The 22338-nt window shown below is 57.9% G+C and carries 21 protein-coding genes, 1 pseudogene and 1 other annotated feature; of the genes and pseudogenes, 16 read left to right on the top strand and 6 right to left on the bottom strand.

All coding sequences use genetic code 11. The annotated features are described in order from the left end of the window. Positions 1-330 (top strand): trp operon repressor, encoded by a 330-nt coding sequence (gene trpR, locus AACV31_RS19375; RefSeq protein ID WP_075197465.1) that lies wholly within the window; start codon positions 1-3, stop codon positions 328-330. Here trpR and yjjX read toward each other — a convergent pair. After that, positions 321-836 carry an inosine/xanthosine triphosphatase gene (gene yjjX / locus AACV31_RS19380; protein ID WP_012815209.1) on the bottom strand — a complete coding sequence of 172 codons (516 nt, stop codon included), beginning with the start codon at positions 834-836 and terminating at the stop codon, positions 321-323. The two genes, trpR and yjjX, sit on opposite strands and share 10 nt — an antisense overlap. Before the next feature lie 56 nt (positions 837-892). Here yjjX and gpmB point away from each other — a divergent pair, with 56 nt between their 5' ends. Further along, complete coding sequence (gpmB, locus tag AACV31_RS19385; protein WP_004386285.1) at positions 893-1540, top strand: 2,3-diphosphoglycerate-dependent phosphoglycerate mutase GpmB; 648 nt, start codon at positions 893-895, stop codon at positions 1538-1540. On the opposite strand, the gene robA is transcribed toward gpmB, so the two are convergent. Next, complete coding sequence (robA, locus tag AACV31_RS19390; RefSeq protein ID WP_165155827.1) at positions 1537-2406, bottom strand: MDR efflux pump AcrAB transcriptional activator RobA; 870 nt, start codon at positions 2404-2406, stop codon at positions 1537-1539. The genes gpmB and robA overlap by 4 nt on opposite strands. Positions 2407-2615: 209 nt before the next feature. On the opposite strand from robA, the gene creA reads away from it, so the two are divergent. The 4 genes from creA to creD all read left to right on the top strand — a co-directional run bounded on the left by creA (position 2616) and on the right by creD (position 6668). Further along, positions 2616-3095 (top strand): protein CreA, encoded by a 480-nt coding sequence (gene creA, locus AACV31_RS19395; protein ID WP_075197467.1) that lies wholly within the window; start codon positions 2616-2618, stop codon positions 3093-3095. A gap of 18 nt (positions 3096-3113) precedes the next feature. After that, entirely contained in the window at positions 3114-3806 is a 693-nt protein-coding gene (gene creB, locus AACV31_RS19400) for a two-component system response regulator CreB (protein WP_165155829.1), read from the top strand. Continuing rightward, positions 3806-5230 (top strand): two-component system sensor histidine kinase CreC, encoded by a 1425-nt coding sequence (gene creC / locus AACV31_RS19405; RefSeq protein ID WP_165155831.1) that lies wholly within the window; start codon positions 3806-3808, stop codon positions 5228-5230. The genes creB and creC overlap by 1 nt, the downstream gene beginning before the upstream one ends. Before the next feature lie 79 nt (positions 5231-5309). After that, positions 5310-6668 carry a cell envelope integrity protein CreD gene (creD, locus tag AACV31_RS19410; protein ID WP_161589684.1) on the top strand — a complete coding sequence of 453 codons (1359 nt, stop codon included), beginning with the start codon at positions 5310-5312 and terminating at the stop codon, positions 6666-6668. Between the two features lie 58 nt (positions 6669-6726). On the opposite strand, the gene arcA is transcribed toward creD, so the two are convergent. Beyond that, entirely contained in the window at positions 6727-7443 is a 717-nt protein-coding gene (gene arcA / locus AACV31_RS19415) for a two-component system response regulator ArcA (RefSeq protein ID WP_007675752.1), read from the bottom strand. Positions 7444-7540: 97 nt separating this feature from the next. On the opposite strand from arcA, the pseudogene yjjY reads away from it, so the two are divergent. The 6 genes and pseudogenes from yjjY to thrC all read left to right on the top strand — a co-directional run bounded on the left by yjjY (position 7541) and on the right by thrC (position 13811). Next, positions 7541-7682 (top strand): annotated as a pseudogene (yjjY, locus tag AACV31_RS19420) (protein YjjY). A 394-nt stretch (positions 7683-8076) separates the two neighbouring features. Beyond that, positions 8077-8763: a tRNA/rRNA methyltransferase gene (locus AACV31_RS19425; protein WP_165155833.1), complete on the top strand. Its 687-nt coding sequence runs from the start codon at positions 8077-8079 to the stop codon at positions 8761-8763. Positions 8764-8974: 211 nt separating this feature from the next. Continuing rightward, a complete protein-coding gene (thrL, locus tag AACV31_RS19430) occupies positions 8975-9043 on the top strand; it encodes a thr operon leader peptide (protein WP_071601047.1) in 69 nt (22 codons plus the stop codon). Next, positions 8982-9099 (top strand) — a sequence feature (Thr leader region). (Overlaps the previous gene by 62 nt.) A gap of 25 nt (positions 9100-9124) precedes the next feature. Then, positions 9125-11587 (top strand): bifunctional aspartate kinase/homoserine dehydrogenase I, encoded by a 2463-nt coding sequence (gene thrA, locus AACV31_RS19435; RefSeq protein WP_165155835.1) that lies wholly within the window; start codon positions 9125-9127, stop codon positions 11585-11587. A 1-nt stretch (position 11588) separates the two neighbouring features. After that, the gene (gene thrB, locus AACV31_RS19440) at positions 11589-12518 is read left to right on the top strand and encodes a homoserine kinase (RefSeq protein WP_007765983.1); all 930 of its coding nucleotides are present in this window, start codon (positions 11589-11591) and stop codon (positions 12516-12518) included. Between the two features lie 3 nt (positions 12519-12521). Beyond that, the gene (gene thrC / locus AACV31_RS19445; protein WP_165155837.1) at positions 12522-13811 is read left to right on the top strand and encodes a threonine synthase; all 1290 of its coding nucleotides are present in this window, start codon (positions 12522-12524) and stop codon (positions 13809-13811) included. 51 nt (positions 13812-13862) lie between these two features. Here the strand turns inward: thrC and yaaA are convergent, their stop codons facing one another. Together yaaA and AACV31_RS19455 are read right to left on the bottom strand one after the other, a co-directional pair. Then, positions 13863-14636 carry a peroxide stress protein YaaA gene (gene yaaA / locus AACV31_RS19450; RefSeq protein WP_165155839.1) on the bottom strand — a complete coding sequence of 258 codons (774 nt, stop codon included), beginning with the start codon at positions 14634-14636 and terminating at the stop codon, positions 13863-13865. A gap of 78 nt (positions 14637-14714) precedes the next feature. Further along, a complete protein-coding gene (locus AACV31_RS19455; RefSeq protein ID WP_165155841.1) occupies positions 14715-16139 on the bottom strand; it encodes an alanine/glycine:cation symporter family protein in 1425 nt (474 codons plus the stop codon). Positions 16140-16344: 205 nt separating this feature from the next. On the opposite strand from AACV31_RS19455, the gene tal reads away from it, so the two are divergent. The 3 genes from tal to AACV31_RS19470 all read left to right on the top strand — a co-directional run bounded on the left by tal (position 16345) and on the right by AACV31_RS19470 (position 19423). Further along, complete coding sequence (gene tal / locus AACV31_RS19460) at positions 16345-17298, top strand: transaldolase (protein WP_012815221.1); 954 nt, start codon at positions 16345-16347, stop codon at positions 17296-17298. A 108-nt stretch (positions 17299-17406) separates the two neighbouring features. After that, positions 17407-17994, top strand: coding sequence for a molybdopterin adenylyltransferase (mog, locus tag AACV31_RS19465; protein WP_165155843.1), 588 nt, complete (start codon positions 17407-17409; stop codon positions 17992-17994). A 127-nt stretch (positions 17995-18121) separates the two neighbouring features. Continuing rightward, positions 18122-19423 carry an MFS transporter gene (locus AACV31_RS19470; RefSeq protein ID WP_165155845.1) on the top strand — a complete coding sequence of 434 codons (1302 nt, stop codon included), beginning with the start codon at positions 18122-18124 and terminating at the stop codon, positions 19421-19423. Between the two features lie 75 nt (positions 19424-19498). Here the strand turns inward: AACV31_RS19470 and satP are convergent, their stop codons facing one another. Next, on the bottom strand, positions 19499-20065 hold the full coding sequence (gene satP / locus AACV31_RS19475) for an acetate uptake transporter (protein WP_075197478.1): 567 nt from the start codon (positions 20063-20065) through the stop codon (positions 19499-19501). A 291-nt stretch (positions 20066-20356) separates the two neighbouring features. On the opposite strand from satP, the gene dnaK reads away from it, so the two are divergent. Beyond that, complete coding sequence (gene dnaK / locus AACV31_RS19480) at positions 20357-22273, top strand: molecular chaperone DnaK (protein WP_075197479.1); 1917 nt, start codon at positions 20357-20359, stop codon at positions 22271-22273. The last annotated feature ends 65 nt before the right edge of the window (positions 22274-22338 follow it).

Raw genomic sequence — 22338 nt, forward strand, 5'->3', positions numbered from 1 at the left:
ATGACTCAACATTCAACCTATTCCGCGGCCCAGGCCGAACAGAGTAATCAGGAGTGGCTGCGCTTTGTGGCGCTCCTGAAACAATCTTTCGACAACGACCTGCATCTTCCTTTGCTGACGCTGCTGCTGACGCCGGACGAACGCGCCGCGCTCGGCACGCGCGTGCGGATCATAGAAGAGCTGCTGCGTGGAGAGATGAGCCAGCGCGAGCTGAAAAGCGAGCTGGGCGCGGGGATCGCGACGATCACCCGCGGCTCTAACAGCCTGAAAGCGGCGCCGCCGGAGCTGCGTCAGTGGCTCGAACAGGAGCTGTTACAGGTTCAGCGGTAAACTGCGTTATGAAAGGGGCTTAAGGCCAGGATCACCGCCTGATGGTAGACGCTGCTGCGCGTCAGCTTACCGGCGGTGAAAATGCCGATAGCCCCTTCTTTACGCCCGATTTCATCAATGCCTGTCCAGGCAGACATCACCGGCCCCAGCGCTTTTCCGGCGCGTACTTCATCCAGAATCGCGGCAGGCAGCGGCAGCGTCGCCGAGCGCGCTTCCCCACGCTGATCTGCGCTTTCAATTACCACCCAGCTAAAGGTGCTGTCGTCATCGATACCGGCTTCAATCGCCACCCAGTAATCGGCTTGCGGACGCAACGCGCGGGCATTGATGACGCGCTGGCGTGCGCCCGTGCGCGTTTCGGCGCTGCCGAGCGGCTGTTCCGGTACGCCGCTATCGACGGAGACGGCGTCAATGTGGCAGGATGCTTCGCCAAAAATCTCGTTAAAAGCACGCAGAATCGCCTGAATTTTGGCTGGATTCGTCGTGGCGCAGACAACATGGTACATAATTCAATTCACACTCACAGACGTTTAAAGTCGCAGCAGTATAACGGATAAAAAGCATGTTACAGGTATATCTGGTTCGCCACGGTGAAACGCAGTGGAACGCCGAGCGACGCATCCAGGGGCAATCGGACAGCCCATTGACGGAAAAAGGGGAACGCCAGGCCATGCAGGTGGCGCAGCGCGCCAAAGCGCTTGGCATCACGCATATCATCACCAGCGATCTGGGGCGTACACAGCGCACCGCCGAGATTATCGCGCAGGGCTGCGGCTGCGACGTGATACTCGATCCGCGCCTGCGCGAGCTGGATATGGGCATCCTTGAGCGCCGCCATCTCGACACGCTCAGCGAAGAAGAAGAAGGCTGGCGCCGTCAGCTGGTGAACGGCACGCCTGACGGTCGTATTCCACAGGGGGAGTCGATGCAGGAAGTCAGCGAGCGTATGCACGGCGCGCTGAACGCCTGTCTCGATCTGCCGCCAGGGAGCCGCCCGCTACTCGTCAGCCACGGCATGGCGCTTGGCTGCCTGGTGAGCACCATTCTCGGCCTGCCCGCGTATGCGGAGCGCCGCCTGCGCCTGCGTAACTGCTCGATTTCTCGCGTGGATTATCAGCAGAGCCCGTGGCTCGCGTCTGGCTGGGTAGTGGAAACCGCAGGCGATGTGTCGCATCTTGATGCGCCTGCGCTGGATGAGCTACAGCGTTAACGGCGGATAGGGATCAGGTACTCGCAGCGCAGGTTGATATCACGCTCCTGCGCGCTGGCTTCTTCGGTGAGCAAATAGCGCTCGATATCCTGACCACGGCGGCGCGTGAGACCCAGCGCGGGCATACAGGTGCCGTAGACCGTCAGGATAAACTCCTGGACGCCCGTGCCTGGCCCTTCATAGGTGAATTGCACATACTCGCCGCCCTCCAGCGTCACCGGATGGGTGTGCTCCACGCAGCCTTCCGCCAGCGGCTCCGGCAGCGCCGTGGTGTAAAAAACTTCCTGTTCGTCGTCTTTTTCCACGCTCGGGCGCGATTCGTTGAGCCCGTAAAAAACCGGCGGCATGGTCGTGCAGTTCGCCAGAAATTCGCGCCAGAACTGCACGCGCATCTGCTGGCGGAACACCGAGATTTGCTCAAGCGAACAGGTATAGCTTTGGGTCAGGCCCGTAAGGTGCAGCGGCGCGAGCGTAACGAACTGGTGCGGCGGCGGCGTGAACGGCTCAAGACGGATCGGCGGACGCATGCCCTGCGCATTCCAGTCCGGCGAGCGGCGATAAAGCGCCGGCGTCAGCGAAAACTGTTTTTTAAACGCGCGGGTGAAGGTCTGCTGTGAGTCAAAACGGTATTGCAGCGCGATATCGAGAATAGGACGAGCGGTCAGGCGCAGGGCGACAGCGGATTTCGATAACCGGCGCGCGCGAATATAAGCGCCAATCGCCTGGCCCGTCACCTCTTTGAACATACGCTGTAAGTGCCACTTGGAATAGCCGGCTTTCGCCGCCACATTGTCCAGAGACAAGGGGTGATCGAGATGGCCTTCCAGCCAGGTGAGCAGATCCCTAATGATCCCAGACTGATCCATATATAATTCTCATCCTTAAACGCAGTGCCTGAAAAAGTAGGTAGCGAATAGTAGCATTTTTGTTCTTCTGGCATTCAGTGTTTTCTTTTGGGGTTTAGACGGGATCTGCTGCTGTAAAACGGGCATTTTGAGTAACAATGTGATCTGTAAGGTTTTTTGTTCTCACAGTGAATAGTCACTAAACGTAACCTTTAATGAATGGTAACAATATGAAATATAGGGCGTTATTAGTTCCGGTAATGTTTATGGCCTTAAGCGGCGGTTTACGCGCTGAAGAAATTGGATCGGTCGATACGGTGTTTAAATGGCTGGGGCCGGATCACAAAATTGTGGTGGAAGCCTTTGACGATCCGGATGTCAAAAATGTGACCTGTTACCTGAGCCGCGCCAAAACCGGCGGTATTAAAGGCGGCCTTGGGCTTGCGGAAGATACCTCCGACGCGGCTATCTCCTGCCAGCAGGTCGGGCCCATCGAACTGAGCGATAAAATCAAAGCCGGTAAATCGCAGGGCGATGTGGTGTTCCAGAAACGCACCTCGCTTATCTTTAAAAAATTACAGGTGGTGCGGTTTTACGACGCGAAGCGCAATACGCTCGCCTATCTGACCTACTCCGATAAAGTGGTGGAAGGTTCGCCGAAAAACGCGCTGAGCGCCGTACCGATTATGCCGTGGGGCCAGGCCCGGTAATTCACAGGATTATTCAGGATGAATCAGACAACCGTCTGGCTGGTGGAGGATGAAACCAGCATCAGCGAAGCGCTGGCGTATGTGATGCAGCTTGAAGGTTTTACGGTACGGACGTTTGAGCGCGGACTGCCCGCGCTCGACGCCGCCCGCCAGGCGCTGCCTGACCTGGTGGTGCTGGATGTGGGCCTGCCGGACATCAGCGGCTTTGAGTTATGTCGTCAGCTTCTGGCGGCGCATCCGGCGCTGCCGGTGCTGTTTCTGACCGCGCGTAGCGAAGAGGTGGATAAGCTTATCGGCCTTGAAATCGGCGCGGATGATTACGTCGCCAAGCCGTTTTCGCCGCGTGAAGTGTGCGCCCGCGTGCGCACCATTCTGCGGCGTTTGCAAAAGCAGCAGAGCGGCGCGCAGACGGTCGTGCGGGCGGGGCGTTTCGAGCTCAATGACGACGCCGCGCAGATCGCCTTTTGCGGTCAGCCGCTGCCGCTTACCCGCTATGAATTCCTGCTGCTGAAAACGCTGCTGCTGGCGCCGGGTCGTGTCTACTCGCGCCAGCAACTCATGGACAGAGTCTGGGGCGATGCCAACGACAGTTTCGATCGCACCGTCGACACCCATATCAAAACGCTGCGCGCCAAACTGCGCGCGGTCAATCCTGAAGCATCGCCCATCAATACGCACCGGGGGCTGGGTTACAGCCTGGCGGTAAACTGATGCGCATCGGCATGCGGCTTCTGCTGGGCTATTTCCTGATTGTCGCCGTGGCGGCCTGGTTTGTGCTCGCGATTTTTGTACAGGAGATCAAGCCCGGCGTGCGGCGAGCGACGGAAGGATCGCTTAACGACACCGCCACGCTGCTGGCGGAAATCGCCCGCGACGATCTGCTGGCGGGCCATCCGCGCGACGGGCAACTGGCGCAGGCGTTTGAGCGGTTAAACCATTACCCGGTGAACGCCAACATCAGCGGCATCAAAAAGGAGCGCAATGAATATCGCGTTTACCTGACCGACGCGCAGGGACGTGTGGTGTTTGACTCCAGCGGCGCGGCGGTGGGGGAGGATTACTCGCGCTGGAACGATGTCTGGCTGACGCTTCGCGGCAAATATGGCGCGCGCAGTTCGCCGCTGCACCCGGACGATCCGGATAGCACGGTGATGTATGTCGCGGCCCCGGTACGCGACGCTGGACGCATCATCGGCGTGCTGAGCGTGGGCAAACCGAATATCGCGCTCGCGCCGGTGATACGGCGCAGCGAGCACCGGATCATGATGGCGGGCATCGCGCTGCTCGGTATTGCGCTACTGACCGGCATCGTGATGGTGCTGTGGATCAACCGCTCCATCGGTACGCTGGTGCGCTACGCCGATTCGGTCACGGAAGCCGCGCCGCTGCCGCTGCCGGATCCGGGCAGTAGTGAATTGCGGCGTCTCGCGCAGGCGCTGGAGAACATGCGCGTGAGGCTGGAAGGCAAAAATTATATTGAGCAGTATGTCCATGCGTTGACGCACGAGTTGAAAAGCCCGCTTGCGGGCATTCGCGGCGCGGCGGAGATCCTGCGCGAGTCGCCGCCGCCGGCGGTGGCGCAGCGTTTTTGCGACAACATCCTGGAGCAAAACGCGCGTATGCAGGCGCTGGTGGAGAAGCTGTTGCATCAGGCCAAACTGGAAAACCGGCTGGATATCACGCCGGAGCCGGTGTTGCTGGCGCCGCTGTTCGCCACGCTCGCTGAACTGCACGCCTCGACGCTGCTGCAAAAAGCGGTGCGGCTCACGATTGATCCCGTCCCCGGCGACCTGCGCGTGGCGGGCGATGAAGCGCTGCTGCATCAGGCGCTCGGCAATCTTCTCGTGAACGCGCTCGACTTTACCCCGCCAGGCGGCGAGATAACGCTTGGCGCATGGCAGGAGGGCGATCGCGCCATCGTGCGCGTGACGGATACCGGCAGCGGTATTCCGGATTACGCGCTGGCGCGTATTTTCGAGCGTTTCTATTCGCTGCCGCGCGCAGGCGGGCAGAAAAGTAGCGGCCTCGGGCTCGCTTTCGTGCAGGAAGCGGCGCGGCTTCACCAGGGCGAGATTACGCTCGCCAACCGGCCGGAAGGCGGCGTTGAGGCGCGGCTGACCTTACCGCTCGCCTGACTTCACCGACGCTTCACATAACTTCATTTCCACCCCACATAAGCCCTCTATCTTTGGCAGCATCGAAGAGGAGAGGCTTATGTTGAAATCACCACTGATGTTAAAAGGACTGGCGCTGCTGGGCTGTATGGCGCTCCTGTTAATTCCGCTGCGCATTCTGAGCGTGGTCATCGGCGAGCGCGCCGACTATCGCGACGATGTCTCACACTCGCTTGAGCAGAGCACCAGCGGGCCGCAAAAGCTGGTCGGGCCGCTTATCGCCATTCCGGTGACGGAAATCACCACCACCACGCAAGCGGGTAAAGAGGTCACCAAAGAGCGTAATTTTATCCGTTACTGGTTGCCGGAGTCACTGGTGGTTACGGGAAAGCAGGCGGTTGAGCCGCGTCACATCGGCATTTACGAAGGGCAAATCTGGCGCAGCGACGTCGCGCTGGAGGCGCGCTTTACGCTGCCGGAACAGGCGATGAACCCCGGCGCGCAGTACCGGCTGGGCGAGGCGCGGCTGGTGATGGCGGTAGGCGATGCGCGCGGCATCGGTAACGTGGGCGCGCTGAAAATCAACGGGCAGACGCTGGCGGTCGAGCCGGGTTCTGGTCTTGAAGAGGGCGGCCAGGGGCTACATGCCAGGGTGCCTGCGGGGCTTTTGAATTCCCCGACGCTCGCCGTCAGTTTCTCGCTGGAACTGAATGGCACCGGCGCGTTTTCCGTCGTGCCGCTGGGCCGCAACAGCGAGCTGTCGCTTATCAGCAACTGGCCGCATCCGGGTTTCTACGGCAATTTCCTGCCGGCGACGCGGGAGATTTCCGCCAGCGGTTTCGCGGCGAAATGGCGCAGCAGCTGGTATGCCAATAATATCGACAGCGAATTTCAGAACACAGAGGCCGTCACGCTCCGCAACTTGCCCGCCTTTAGCGTGACGGTGGCGACGCCGGTCGATCAATATCAACTGACCGACCGGGCGGTGAAATACGCCGTGCTGCTGATAGCGCTCACCTATATGGCGTTTTTCGTCTGCGAAACGCTCAGCGGCATAACGATGCACCCGGTGCAGTATCTGCTGGTGGGGCTGTCGCTGGTGATGTTTTACCTGCTGCTGCTGGCGTTTTCTGAACACATCGGCTTTAACCTGGCCTGGCTTGCCGCCAGTCTCGCAGGCGCCGGGCTGAATGCGTTGTATCTTCAGGCGGTGCTGAAAGGGTGGCGACGCAGCCTGATGTTCGCAGGCGGTCTGCTGGCGCTCGACGGCGTGCTCTGGCAGTTGCTGCGCTCGCAGGATTTCGCGCTGTTGCTCGGCAGTGGGTTGCTGTTTGTCGCGCTCACGGCGGTGATGTTGCTGACGCGCCACATCGACTGGTATGCGTTGACGCCTGCGAAGCCGCGCTATCAGCGCCTGACGCCCGCGCCGCAGGAGGAGCGGTTCCGGCTCTGGAAGTAAAATACAGGCAATAAAAAAGGGCGGAATTTCCGCCCTTTTTGCGTTGCGCCGAAACGTCTTATTCCTGCAGATCGCCGCAGAAACGGTAACCTTCGCCATGAATGGTGGCGATGATTTCCGGGGTGTCCGGCGTGGACTCGAAATGTTTACGGATGCGACGGATGGTCACGTCAACGGTACGGTCATGCGGCTTGAGCTCGCGACCGGTCATTTTCTTCAGCAGCTCCGCACGGGTCTGGATCTTGCCCGGGTTTTCGCAGAAATGCAGCATCGCGCGAAATTCGCTGCGCGGCAGTTTGTACTGCTCGCCGTTAGGGCTAATCAGCGAACGGCTGTTGATATCAAGCTCCCAGCCGTTGAACTTGTAGCTTTCCACGCTGCGGCGCTCTTCGCTCACCGTACCGAGATTCATGGTGCGGGAGAGCAGGTTGCGGGCGCGGATCGTCAGTTCACGAGGGTTGAACGGCTTAGTGATATAATCATCGGCGCCGATTTCAAGGCCCAGGATTTTATCCACCTCGTTATCACGGCCGGTCAGAAACATCAACGCGACATTGGCTTGCTCGCGCAGTTCACGCGCCAGCAGCAGGCCGTTTTTACCCGGCAGGTTGATATCCATGATAACCAGATTGATATCATTATCAGAGAGGATCTGATGCATCTCGGCGCCATCGGTGGCTTCAGACACATCATAGCCTTCTGCTTCGAAAATACTTTTTAACGTGTTGCGTGTAACCAACTCGTCTTCAACGATAAGAATGTGCGGGGTCTGCATGTTTGCTACCTAAAAATTGCCAACTAAATCGAAACAGGAAGTACAAAAGTCCCTGACCTGCCTTATGCATGCCATAAATTAACATGCCCGGCGTAACATGACTAAAGTACGTAATTGCGTTCTTGATGCACTTTCCATCAACGTCAACAACATCATTAGCTCGGTCGTGGGTACTTTTCCCTCTGGACCCGACGGTGTCAAAAACGGCTGTCATCCTAACCATTTTAACAGCAACATAACAGGATGATACGATACCAACACCCAATAAAACTACTCTTCGTTGACATATATCAAGTTCAATTGTAGCACGTTAACAGTTTGATGAGATCGTCGCAGCGAAGAACTAACTTTGATTACATTTAAATAACAACACGGATAATTTCACCTCTTAATTAATAAACAAGGTGAATCCGATAAGCAAGCGGAATTTACATGGCTTTTATTGATGATAAACAGCCTGATAAAGGCGATTTTAAGGCATGATTAAACGCGCGCTTTGCGTTTTATTCATAACTAATGTTTATCCTTTTCATGACCACTTTCATGACGGAATTGTATATAAAATGTAAATTCGCTGCGCGTATTAATTAGCGCGCTGATATTTACCCCCACCACAGGATCACTGAGAGCCTTATGCGTTTGCCAATAATTCTGGTGTCTCCCGCCAGGCCTGAAAACGTCGGCGCCGCTGCGCGCGCCATGAAAACCATGGGATTTACCGAACTGCGTATTGTTGAAAGCGCGGCGCATCTCGACCCGGCGGCGCGTCGCGTCGCCCACGGCGCAGGCGATATTCTTGATAATACAAAGCACTACGACACGCTTGCCGCCGCGCTGGAAGATGTGGATTTCACCGTCGCCACCACGGCGCGCAGCCGTGCGAAGTTTCACTACTATGCGACGCCGCAACAGCTGCTGCCGCTGCTGGAAGAAAAAGCGGCCTGGCTGCCGGTGACGGCGCTGGTCTTCGGACGTGAAGATTCGGGGCTGACCAATGAGGAGCTGGCGCTGGCCGATGTGCTGACCGGCGTGCCGATGGTGGCGGACTATCCGTCGCTGAATCTGGGCCAGGCGGTGATGGTGTATTGCTATCAATTAACCGCGCTGATGCAAAATGCGCCCACCGCGGCGCCGCAGGCGGATCAACAGCAACTGAAAGCATTACGTCTGCGTATTGATGCATTACTGACCACGCTCGGCGTGGAAGATGACCTGAAAATGGCCGACTGGTTACAGCAGCGTCTTGGGCTGCTGGAGCAGCGCGACACCGCGATGTTGCATCGTTTGCTGCATGATATCGAAAAAAAAGTCGCGGGCTGAAATGCTGATGAGCCGCTACGGTATAGCATTAAATGCTAATCAGGTAGGGCGAACGCCGGTTTTTTGGGCCGTGAAGGCGGCTTTTATCGGTATCCATGGGGAAAGTTTCGGACGGTGCGTAAATGAAATATTCGTTGACTTAACCTGACGATTACTTTAACCAATAGAGATACAGGACAGAAAACAGAAAAGTACAGAGCACACAACATCCATGATCCGCATCAGCCTGACTACCATTATTACTACCACCACCATTACCACAGGTAACGGGGCGGGCTGACGCGTACAGGAAAAACTGAAAAAAGCCCGCACCTGAACAGTGCGGGCTTTTTTTTCGGCATAAAATCAAGGGGTAACAACCATGCGAGTGTTGAAATTCGGCGGTACATCGGTCGCGAACGCAGAGCGCTTTATGCGTGTCGCTGACATTCTGGAGAGCAATGCCAGGCAGGGGCAGGTAGCGACCGTTCTTTCTGCCCCCGCAAAAATCACCAACCATCTGGTGGCGATGATTGAAAAAACCATCAGTGGTCAGGATGCCCTGCCGAATATCAGCGATGCCGAACGTATCTTTGCCGAACTGCTGAAAGGCCTCAGCGACGCCCAGCCACAATTCCCGTATGCGCAGATGAAAGCGCTGGTCGAGCAGGAGTTCGCCCAGATCAAGCATGTGCTGCACGGGATCAGCCTGCTTGGTCAGTGCCCGGACAGCATCAACGCGGCGCTGATCTGCCGCGGCGAAAAACTCTCGATCGCTATCATGTCAGCGCTGCTTGAGGCGCGCGGCCATAAAGTGACGGTTATTGATCCGGTGGAAAAACTGCTCGCGGTCGGCCATTACCTTGAATCGACGGTCGATATCACCGAATCCACCCGCCGCATCGCGGCCAGCAAAATCCCGGCGGATCATATGATCCTGATGGCTGGTTTTACCGCCGGAAACGACAAAGGCGAGCTAGTCGTGCTTGGCCGTAACGGCTCCGACTACTCCGCCGCCGTGCTGGCGGCGTGCCTGCGCGCCGACTGTTGCGAGATCTGGACCGACGTGGACGGCGTTTATACCTGTGACCCGCGCCAGGTTCCGGACGCCAGGCTCCTGAAGTCGATGTCGTATCAGGAGGCCATGGAGCTCTCCTACTTCGGCGCTAAAGTCCTTCATCCCCGCACCATTACCCCTATCGCACAGTTCCAGATCCCTTGTCTGATTAAAAATACCGGCAACCCGCAGGCGCCAGGCACGCTGATTGGCGCGTCCAGCGATGAAGACGGCCTGCCGGTGAAGGGCATCAGCAATCTTAACAATATGGCGATGTTTAACGTCTCCGGCCCCGGCATGAAAGGCATGGTGGGGATGGCGGCGCGCGTGTTTGCGACCATGTCCCGCGCCGGGATCTCGGTGGTGCTGATAACCCAGTCGTCGTCCGAGTACAGCATCAGCTTCTGCGTGCCGCAAAGCGATTGCGCCCGTGCGCAGCGGGCGATGGAAGATGAATTCTATCTGGAGCTGAAAGAAGGGCTGCTGGAGCCGCTCGCCATTATGGAGCGGCTGGCGATTATCTCGGTGGTGGGCGACGGCATGCGCACACTGCGCGGCATCTCCGCGAAATTCTTCGCGGCGCTTGCCCGCGCCAATATCAATATCGTGGCGATAGCGCAGGGCTCGTCTGAACGCTCTATCTCTGTCGTGGTGAGTAATGACGACGCGACGACCGGCGTGCGCGTCACCCATCAGATGCTCTTTAACACCGATCAGGTTATCGAAGTATTTGTTATCGGCGTCGGCGGCGTCGGCGGCGCGCTGCTGGAGCAGCTCAAGCGTCAGCAGACGTGGCTCAAGCAGAAGCATATCGATTTGCGCGTCTGCGGCGTCGCCAATTCGCGCGCGTTGCTGACCAACGTTCACGGTCTCGATCTGGAGAACTGGCGCGCGGCGCTGGAAGAGGCCAACGAGCCGTTTAATCTCGGCCGCCTGATCCGTCTGGTGAAAGAATATCACCTGCTGAACCCGGTAATTGTCGACTGTACGTCCAACCAGGCGGTGGCGGATCAGTACGCCGACTTCCTGCGCGAAGGTTTCCACGTCGTGACGCCGAATAAAAAGGCCAACACCTCGTCGATGGCCTACTACCACCAGCTGCGTCACGCCGCCGCCGCGTCGCGCCGTAAATTTCTCTACGACACTAACGTCGGCGCAGGGCTGCCGGTTATCGAAAACCTGCAAAACCTGCTCAACGCCGGCGATGAGCTGCAACGCTTCGCGGGCATTCTCTCCGGCTCGCTCTCTTTTATCTTCGGCAAGCTGGACGAAGGCATGAGCCTGTCTGAAGCGACCACGCTGGCGCGCAAAATGGGCTATACCGAGCCCGATCCTCGCGACGACCTCTCCGGCATGGATGTGGCGCGCAAGCTGCTCATCCTGGCGCGTGAGACGGGCCGTCAGCTTGAACTGAGCGATATCGTCATTGAGCCGGTGCTGCCTGAAAGCTTTGACGACAGCGGCGACACTGAGAGTTTTATGGCGCGTCTGCCGCAGCTGGACGATGAGTTTGCCGCCCGCGTGGCGCAGGCCCGCGATGAAGGCAACGTGCTGCGCTATATCGGCACCATTGAAGAAGACGGCGTCTGTCGCGTGAAAATCGCCGCCGTCGACGGCAACGATCCGCTCTATAAAGTGAAAAACGGCGAAAACGCGCTGGCGTTCTACAGCCGCTACTACCAGCCGCTGCCGCTGGTGCTGCGCGGTTACGGCGCAGGCAACGATGTCACGGCGGCGGGCGTGTTCGCCGATCTGCTGCGCACCCTGTCATGGAAGTTAGGAGTTTAAGATGGTTAAAGTGTATGCCCCGGCCTCCATTGGCAACGTCAGCGTGGGGTTTGACGTATTAGGCGCTGCGGTGTCGCCGGTGAACGGCGAGCTGCTGGGCGACTGCGTGACGGTGGAAGCGGCGGCGGAATTTTCGCTGACCAATACCGGGCGCTTCGTCAGCAAGCTGCCCGCCGAGCCGCGTGAAAATATCGCCTGGCAATGCTGGGAGCGTTTTTGTCAGGAGATCGGCAAAACCGTGCCGGTCGCCATGACGCTTGAAAAGAATATGCCGATAGGCTCCGGGCTTGGCTCCAGCGCCTGCTCTGTGGTCGCGGGCCTGATGGCGATGAACGAATTTTGCGGCAAGCCGCTTAGCGACGACCGCCTGCTGACGCTGATGGGCGAGCTGGAAGGGCGCATCTCCGGCAGCATTCATTACGATAATGTCGCGCCCTGTTTCCTGGGCGGGCTGCAACTGATGCTGGAAGAAAATAACATTATCAGCCAGCCGGTGCCGTGCTTTGACGAGTGGCTGTGGGTGATGGCGTATCCGGGGATCAAAGTCTCCACCGCCGAGGCGCGGGCGATTTTACCGGCGCAATATCGCCGTCAGGATTGCATCAGCCACGGGCGTTATCTGGCGGGCTTTATTCACGCCTGCCATACGCGCCAGCCGCAGCTTGCCGCTAAACTGATGCGTGACGTCATCGCCGAGCCTTACCGCACAAAACTGTTGCCGGGCTTTGGCGAGGCGCGCCAGGCGGCGGCGGAGACCGGGGCGCTGGCCTGCGGGATCTCCGGCTCCGGCCCAACGCTGTTCGCGGTCTGCGATAAAACCGACACCGCGCAGCGGGTGGCGGAGTGGCTGAAGCAACACTATCTGCAAAATCAGGAAGGCTTTGTACATATTTGCCGTCTCGACACGGCTGGCGCACGAGTACTGGGATAACGCATGAAACTTTATAATCTGAAAGATCATAACGAACAGGTCAGCTTTGCGCAGGCCGTCACGCAGGGTCTGGGTAAAAATCAGGGGCTCTTTTTCCCGCACGATTTACCGGAATTCAGTCTGACTGAAATCGATGAGATGCTGGAGATGGATTTTGTCTCCCGCAGCAGCAAAATTCTTTCGGCCTATATCGGCGATGAAATCCCGGCGGACACGCTGCGTCAGCGCGTGAAAAAGGCGTTTACCTTCCCGGCGCCGGTAAGCCAGGTGGCGGAAGATATCGGCTGTCTGGAGCTGTTCCACGGCCCTACCCTGGCGTTTAAAGATTTCGGCGGCCGTTTTATGGCGCAGATGCTGACGCAAATCAGCGGCGATAAACCAGTGACCATTCTGACCGCGACGTCCGGCGACACGGGGGCGGCAGTGGCCCACGCGTTTTATGGTCTGAAAAACGTGCAGGTGGTTATCCTCTATCCGCGCGGTAAAATCAGCCCGCTGCAGGAAAAACTGTTCTGTACGCTCGGCGGCAATATCGAAACGGTCGCCATCGACGGCGATTTTGACGCCTGCCAGGCGCTGGTGAAACAGGCGTTTGATGACGAAGAGCTGAAAACGAAACTCGGCCTGAACTCCGCCAACTCCATTAACATCAGCCGCCTGCTGGCGCAGATTTGCTACTACTTTGAAGCCGTCGCGCAACTGCCGCAGGAGGCCCGCAATCAACTGGTGGTATCGGTGCCGAGCGGCAACTTTGGCGATCTGACCGCCGGGCTGCTGGCGAAATCCGCCGGGCTGCCGGTGAAGCGTTTTATCGCCGCGACAAACGCCAACGACACGGTGCCGCGTTTCCTGCAACACGGCGAATGGCTGCCGAATGCGACGGTGGCGACGCTCTCGAACGCGATGGATGTGTCGCAGCCGAATAACTGGCCGCGGGTGGAGGAACTCTTCCGCCGTAAAATCTGGCGCCTGAACGAGCTGGGTGTTGCGACCATCGACGATGAAACCACGAAGGCGACCATGCGCGAACTGCGCGAGCTGGGGTATTTGTCGGAGCCGCACGCGGCGGTGGCCTACCGCGCGCTGCGCGATCAGCTGCGCCCTGGCGAGTACGGCCTGTTCCTCGGCACCGCGCATCCGGCGAAATTCAAAGAAAGCGTGGAAGATGTGCTTGGCGAAACGCTGGAACTCCCGGCGGAGCTTGCCGAACGTGTCGATCTGCCGCTGCTGTCGCATTCGCTGCCAGCGGATTTCGCCGCGCTGCGCGAGTTTATGATGAGCAAAGCGCCGTAAGCGGCGCCTGCAATATGACAAGAAAAGCCGCCTGCCCCGCAGGCGGCTTTTTTATTGCTCGTGGCGCTTAAACACCAGTTCGTTATGGCCTGAGGCCGCTTCATCAAAGAAGTAACCTTCGCTGTCGAACGCCGTGAGCTGTTCGGGGGCCGTCAGGCGATGTTCAATGATGTAACGACTCATCAGGCCGCGCGCTTTTTTGGCGTAGAAGCTGATGATTTTAAACTTGCCGTTCTTCTCATCGAGAAACACTGGCTTGATGATTTCCGCATTGAGTTTTGCGGGCTTCACCGCTTTGAAGTATTCATCCGACGCCAGATTCACCACCACATTATCGCCCTGGGCGGCAATTGCCTCGTTGAGTTTTTGGGTGATCGTCTCGCCCCAGAAGGTATAGAGATCGTTGCCCTTCGGGTTGGCAAGGCGCGTGCCCATCTCCAGACGGTACGGCTGCATCAGATCGAGCGGGCGCAGCACGCCGTAAAGGCCGGAGAGCATCCGCAGATGCTGCTGAGCGAAATCGAAATCCGCGTCGCTGAAGGTTTCCGCCTGAAGGCCGGTGTAGACGTCGCCTTTAAACGCCAGAATCGCCTGACGGGCGTTATCCGGCGTGAAATCCGGCTGCCAGTCGTTAAAACGGGTGGCGTTCAGCGACGCCAGCTTGCTGCTGATGCTCATGAGAGAGGCTATCTCTTCATCGGTTAAGCGGCGGGCGACATCAATCAACTGCTGTGCATGGTCGAGCAGTTCAGGCTGCGTGTAGCGCGCTGTGACAAGCGGGCTCTGGTAATCCAGCGTCTTGGCGGGGGAAATAAGAATCAGCATGACGTTTCCTTTCTTCGTTTTCCCGGAACTCTACCAAAGAACGCCGCAAAGTGAACCAATGGCTGCGATTGAAGACGTTTACTCCAGCGGCGCGCTGCGCCAGACCTCCGGTTCAACCTGACGCGCGATCTCCGGGTAGCGGTCTGAGTTAAACACCGGCTTCAGCCCCAGTCTGCGCTGGCGCAGGTAGTCGTCGGCTATGCACTTCACCACCGGCGAGAGCAGCAGGATGGCGGTAAGATTCATGACCGCCATTAACGCCATCGCCACTTCGGCCACCTGGCGCAGCAGCGATAAGTTCAGGAAAGGCCCGGCGAACACCATCCCCATCACCGCGATGCGCAGCAGCCAGCGGTAAGGGGGCGTGTAGCGGCGCAGAAACACCAGATTGTTTTCGGCGTAGGCGTAATTCGCGACGATAGAGATAAACGCGAAGAGCACAATCACACCCGCCACCAGATCTTTTGCCCAGTGGCCCGCGAGCAGGCCCAGCGATTCGCGCGCAAGCGTCAGCCCGTCGGTCGCCGCCGGGGAAGGGTTCGCCAGCAGCACAATAAATGCGGTAGACGAGCAGATAACCAGCGTGTCGACAAAGACGCCAATCATCTGCACGATGCCCTGCGCGGCCGGGTGGGGCGGCCAGGACGTGGCCGCTGCGGCCGCGTTAGGCGATGCGCCCATGCCCGCTTCGTTTGAGAACATGCCGCGCTGAAAACCGCTGGTGAGCGCCTGGCTTATCGTCCAGGCCACGGCTCCGGAGGCCGCTTCATGCCAGCCAAAGGCGCTGCGAACAATGAGCCACAGGATCTCGGGCAGCGCAGAAATATGCATCACCATCACCACCAGCGCCGTGATAACCCAGATGCCCGCAATCGGCGGCACCGCAAAGCGCATCAGGCGCGCCACGCGGTTAAAGCCGAGCATTAGCATCGGCAGCAGGCACAGGGCCAGCAGACTACTACTGGCAAAGGCTGGGAGTGAAAGCGCGTTACTGAGCGCTTTCGAGAGCGCGCCTGCCTGGGCGGCGTTAAAGAGAAGTCCGAAAGTGAAGATTAAAAACAGCGAAAACAGCACGCCCATCCAGCGCATGCCGAGCCCGCGCTCCATATACCAGGCCGGGCCGCCGCGGAAGTAGCCGTCTCTGTCGCGCCCTTTATAGAGCTGGCCCAGGGCGTTTTCGGCAAAGGATGTCGCCATACCGATAAGGCCTGCAACCCACATCCAGAAAACCGCGCCCGGCCCGCCGCTGATGATGGCGAACGCGACACCTGCTATATTGCCGCTGCCTACGCGCGCGGCGATGCTGGTGCAGAGCGCTTCAAACGCCGTCAGCCCGCTGCCGGAGGGACGCAGGCTGCGGCTTAACGCGCGCGGAAAATAGCGCAGGTAGCGGAACTGAATAAACCGCGTGCGCCAGGAAAACCAGAGGCCTGCGCCTGCAAGCAGGTACAGCATGGCCGATTCCCATAATATTTCGCTGATAAATAAAAGAAAATCTGACATGCCCGCTCCCCCTGGCGCCGCTCTGCTTTCCGCGTGTGGCCAACGTCGCCGACACGCCTTCCCTGAAACAGCAGAGCCTGAAATAAAAGCAGTTTATCACATGGCGACGACGCGATTGCCCCGGTTGCGCTCGAAAAGTCTCGTGTTATCATCACCGCAAACCGATTACCTTCCCTGACACGTAGTTCAAAAGAGAAACACTATCATGACGGATAAATTGACCTCCCTTCGTCAGTTCACAACCGTGGTTGCTGACACTGGAGATATCGCGGCAATGAAGCTGTACCAGCCGCAGGATGCCACGACTAACCCTTCTCTGATCCTTAACGCCGCGCAGATCCCTGAATACCGCAAACTGATTGACGACGCGGTGACCTGGGCGAAAAGCCAGAGCAGCGATCGTGCGCAGCAGGTTGTGGACGCCACCGACAAACTGGCGGTGAATATCGGTCTGGAAATTCTGAAGCTTATCCCTGGCCGTATCTCTACCGAAGTGGACGCGCGTCTGTCCTATGACACCGAAGGCAGCATCGCGAAAGCCAAGCGTCTGATCAAACTCTACAACGATGCCGGCATCGGCAACGATCGCATCCTGATCAAACTGGCTTCCACCTGGCAGGGCATCCGCGCGGCGGAGCAGCTGGAAAAAGAAGGCATCAACTGTAACCTGACGCTGCTGTTCTCCTTCGCGCAGGCGCGTGCGTGCGCAGAAGCGGGCGTGTATCTGATCTCCCCGTTCGTGGGTCGTATCCTCGACTGGTACAAAGCCAACACGGACAAAAAAGAGTACGCGCCGCAGGAAGATCCGGGCGTGGTTTCCGTGACGGAAATCTACGAGTACTACAAACAGCACGGCTATGAAACCGTCGTGATGGGCGCAAGCTTCCGTAACGTCGGCGAAATCCTTGAGCTGGCGGGCTGCGACCGTCTGACCATCGCGCCTGCGCTGCTGAAAGAGCTGGCGGAAAGCGAAGGCGCGGTTGAGCGCAAACTGGCTTTCAACGGCGACGTGAAAGCGCGCCCGGCGCGTCTGACCGAATCCCAGTTCTTCTGGGAGCACAACCAGGATCCGATGGCGGTGGACAAACTGGCGGACGGTATCCGCAAGTTCGCCATTGACCAGGAAAAACTGGAAAAAATGGTCGAAGAGCTGCTGTAATCCCTCCGTGGCCGGTCCCGCCGGCCACGTTTCTTGCGTTCTCTCCCTGTCTGCAAACCCCGCTGGCGTGTATCATTTCGCAAAACCGCACTGATTTTCGGAAATGATATGGATACGTTACGCATAGGCTTAGTTTCAGTTTCTGACCGCGCTTCCAGCGGCGTTTATCAGGATAAAGGCATTCCCGCACTCGAAGCGTGGCTGGCGCAGGCGCTGACGACCCCGTTTGTGCTGGAGACCCGTCTGGTGCCTGACGAACAACCGCTTATTGAACAGACGCTCTGTGAACTGGTGGATGAAATGGGCTGTCATCTGGTGCTGACCACCGGCGGCACCGGCCCCGCGCGTCGCGATGTGACGCCGGACGCCACGCTCGCCATCGCCGATCGCGAAATGCCGGGCTTCGGCGAGCAGATGCGCCAGATAAGCCTCAACTTTGTGCCGACGGCGATTTTGTCGCGCCAGGTGGGCGTGATCCGCAAGCAGGCATTAATTCTTAATCTGCCGGGCCAGCCCAAGTCCATTCAGGAAACGCTCGAAGGGCTGAAAGATGAGCAGGGTAAGGTCAAAGTGGCAGGAATATTTGCCAGCGTGCCGTACTGCATCCAGCTGCTGGATGGCCCGTACATTGAGGCCAACGCGGATGTGGTAGCGGCATTTCGTCCCAAAAGCGCAATTCGCGATGTAAAAAACTGATTATTTGCTTTTGCTGGCATAAAGGCTGTTTGAGGATGGCGTGGCGGTGATTTAACGTTATAGTCACTTTTAGTTTACGTTTTTGCAGTAAGCTAATTCACGCCCACCTCTTTACAAACGGTTCGTTATGGAACAGCAAACACGCCCTCTTAATCGTCAGGATTATAAAACGCTGACGCTGGCGGCCCTTGGCGGCGCGCTGGAATTCTACGATTTCATTATCTTTGTCTTTTTCGCCGCCGTGGTGGGAGAGCTTTTCTTCCCGCCGGATATTCCGGAGTGGCTGCGTCAGGTGCAGACGTTCGGGATCTTCGCCGCCGGTTATCTGGCGCGACCGCTGGGCGGGATCATCATGGCGCACTTCGGCGATCTGGTCGGGCGCAAAAAGATGTTTACCCTGAGCATTCTGCTGATGGCGGTGCCGACGCTGCTGATAGGCCTGCTGCCGGATTACGCCGCGCTGGGCATCGCCGCACCCGTGTTGCTGTTGCTGATGCGCATTTTGCAGGGCGCGGCTATCGGCGGCGAAGTGCCTGGCGCGTGGGTGTTCGTTGCTGAACACGTGCCGGAAAAACGCATCGGCATTGCCTGCGGCACGCTCACGGCGGGCCTGACGGTAGGCATTCTGCTCGGCTCCGTGGTCGCCACCATCATTAATACCAGCATGACGCAGCAGGCCATTCATAACGGCGGCTGGCGTATTCCTTTCCTGCTTGGCGGGGCCTTTGGTCTGGTGGCGATGTACCTGCGTCGCTGGCTCCAGGAGACGCCGATTTTCCTTGAGATGCAGCAGCGCAAAGCGCTGGCGCAGGAGCTGCCGGTGAAAGCCGTGGTGGTGAAGCATCGCCAGGCGGTGGTCATTTCCATGTTGCTCACCTGGCTGCTGTCGGCGGGGATTGTGGTCGTTATTCTGATGTCGCCGGTATGGCTGCAAAAACAGTACGGCTTTACGCCAGCGGTGACGTTACAGGCCAACAGCATCGCGACGATTATGCTCTGCGTCGGCTGTCTTATCGCAGGCCTTGCCGCGGATCGTTTCGGCGCCAGCCGGACGTTTATCGTGGGCAGCGTGCTGCTGGCAGCCGCCAGCTGGGCGTTTTATCACCTTTCCGGCTCGCACCCTGAGCAGCTCTTTTTACTCTACGGCGTGGTAGGGCTGTGCGTCGGCGTGGTAGGCGCGGTGCCTTTCGTGATGGTGCGCGCGTTCCCGGCAGAGGTGCGCTTTACCGGCATTTCGTTCTCCTACAACGTGGCGTACGCCATTTTCGGCGGCCTGACGCCGGTGGCGGTAACGATGCTGATGGGCGTCTCACCGATGGCGCCCGCTTGGTATGTACTGGCGCTTTCCATTATGGGGCTTGGGCTGGGTGTGTGGCTTGGACGAAAGCCGCAGGCTGAATCCAGAGGGGTGGCGACGGCGCAGCCGTAATGCGGCAGGTGTTGAGAGGGCGGAAGGAGCACGGAAAGAAGAGACGTCGTACCCGCAGGCACGACGTCGGGTAAATCAGTGTTTCTCGCCGATCGGCAGTACGGTGCGACCGTACTGTTCGTTCAGCACTTCGCCCATCGCCAGCCAGATAGCGCTCGCGCCGCACACCAGGCCAATCCAGCCTGCGATATGTACGATGCTTTCGTTATCCATCAGGTGACCGACAGCCAGCAGCGCGAACAGCACCGTCAGGCTCAGGAATACGAATTGCAGCATGCGGGCGCCGCCCAGCGTGCCGAAGAACATGAAGAGCGTGAACACGCCCCAGATGCCTAAGTACACGCCCAGGAAATGCCCGTTGGCCGCGTCCGCCAGGCCCATCTTCGGCAGCAGCAGGATAGCGACCAGCGTCAGCCAGAACGAACCATAAGACGTGAACGCCGTTAAGCCGAACGTATTGCCTTTTTTATATTCCAGCAGACCGGCAAAAATTTGCGCGATACCGCCGTAGAAAATCCCCATCGCCAGAATAATGCCGTCCAGCGGGAACATCCCGATGTTGTGCAGATTGAGCAGAATGGTAGTCATACCAAAGCCCATTAACCCCAGGGGGGCCGGATTAGCCAACTTAATGTTGCCCATAAACCCTCAAAAGAATAAGAAAATTTGCAAAAAGTAACGCCCCGGACGTTATCTTCCGTGACGGGGCGCGGCATCATAATCAGGCCGTTTCGCGCCGTCTATGATCTGGGAAGGGAGAAAATAAAAAAATTTTGCGCTTTGCCCCTTGATGGCGGACAAGCTGACCCCATCTTGTAGTCAACCGCAATGGATGAGCCTGAAAAAAAGGGCGGTGGACGGTTGAATCCCCACCGTTAGCCCGCATAACAGGTTCATACCACATGATGACGATTTTTTAGTGGAGACGTTTAGATGGGTAAAATTATTGGTATTGACCTGGGTACAACCAACTCTTGTGTAGCGATTATGGATGGCACTCAGGCTCGCGTGCTGGAAAATGCGGAAGGCGATCGCACCACGCCTTCAATCATTGCATACACTCAGGATGGTGAAACTCTGGTAGGTCAGCCGGCTAAACGTCAGGCAGTGACTAACCCGCAGAACACCCTGTTTGCGATCAAACGCCTGATTGGCCGCCGCTTCCAGGACGAAGAAGTACAGCGTGACGAGTCTATCATGCCGTACAAAATCATTTCCGCTGACAACGGCGATGCCTGGCTGGATGTGAAAGGCCAGAAAATGGCACCGCCGCAGATCTCCGCGGAAGTGCTGAAAAAAATGAAGAAAACCGCCGAGGATTACCTGGGCGAGCCGGTAACTGAAGCGGTTATTACCGTTCCGGCTTACTTCAACGACGCGCAGCGCCAGGCGACCAAAGACGCCGGCCGTATCGCGGGTCTGGAAGTAAAACGTATCATCAACGAACCGACTGCCGCTGCGCTGGCTTACGGCCTCGATAAAGAAACCGGCAACCGCACCATCGCGGTCTATGACCTGGGTGGTGGTACGTTCGATATCTCTATCATCGAAATCGATGAAGTGGACGGCGAAAAAACCTTCGAAGTGCTGGCGACCAACGGTGACACCCACCTGGGTGGTGAAGACTTCGACAGCCGCCTGATCAACTATCTGGTTGAAGAATTTAAGAAAGATCAGGGCATCGACCTGCGTAACGACCCGCTGGCGATGCAGCGCCTGAAAGAAGCCGCAGAAAAAGCGAAAATCGAGCTCTCTTCTGCGCAGCAGACCGACGTGAACCTGCCGTACATCACCGCAGACGCGACCGGTCCGAAACACATGAACATCAAAGTGACTCGCGCGAAACTGGAAAGCCTGGTGGAAGACCTGGTGAACCGTTCTATCGAGCCGCTGAAAGTCGCGCTGCAGGACGCTGGCCTGTCTGTGTCAGACATCAACGACGTTATCTTGGTCGGTGGTCAGACCCGTATGCCGATGGTTCAGAAGAAAGTGGCTGAGTTCTTCGGTAAAGAGCCGCGTAAAGACGTTAACCCGGACGAAGCTGTCGCTATCGGCGCAGCGGTTCAGGGCGGCGTACTGACCGGCGACGTGAAAGACGTACTGCTGCTGGACGTGACCCCGCTGTCTCTGGGTATCGAAACCATGGGTGGCGTGATGACTCCGCTCATCACTAAGAACACCACCATCCCGACCAAGCACAGCCAGGTGTTCTCGACGGCTGAAGACAACCAGTCTGCCGTGACCATCCATGTGCTGCAGGGTGAGCGTAAACGCGCTGCGGATAACAAGTCTCTGGGTCAGTTCAACCTGGATGGCATTAACCCGGCGCCGCGCGGTATGCCGCAGATCGAAGTCACCTTCGACATCGACGCCGACGGTATTCTGCACGTGTCTGCGAAAGACAAAAACAGCGGTAAAGAACAGAAAATCACCATCAAGGCTTCTTCTGGTCTGAACGAAGAAGAAATCCAGAAAATGGTGCGTGAAGCCGAAGCAAACGCTGAAGCTGACCGTAAGTTCGAAGAGCTGGTGCAGACCCGTAACCAGGCGGATCACCTGGTGCACAGCACCCGTAAGCAGGTTGAAGAAGCAGGCGACAAACTGCCGGCTGATGATAAAACCGCTATCGAATCCGCACTGAGCGCGCTGGAAGCGTCCCTGAAAGGCGAAGACAAAGCGGATATCGAAGCGAAAATGCAGGCGCTGGCGCAGGTTTCCCAGAAACTGATGGAAATCGCTCAGCAGCAGCATGCTCAGCAGCAGGCGGGCTCCGCTGACGCTTCTGCGAACAATGCGAAAGATGACGACGTCGTTGACGCTGAGTTCGAAGAAGTTAAAGACAAAAAATAATCGCCCTGATGCAGGGTAGATAACACTGGCACGGGCGTAGGAGTTTCTCCACGCCCGTGCACGCA

It is taken from the genome of Cronobacter sp. EKM101R (genome assembly GCF_963888145.1).
Lineage (GTDB): Bacteria > Pseudomonadota > Gammaproteobacteria > Enterobacterales > Enterobacteriaceae > Cronobacter > Cronobacter turicensis.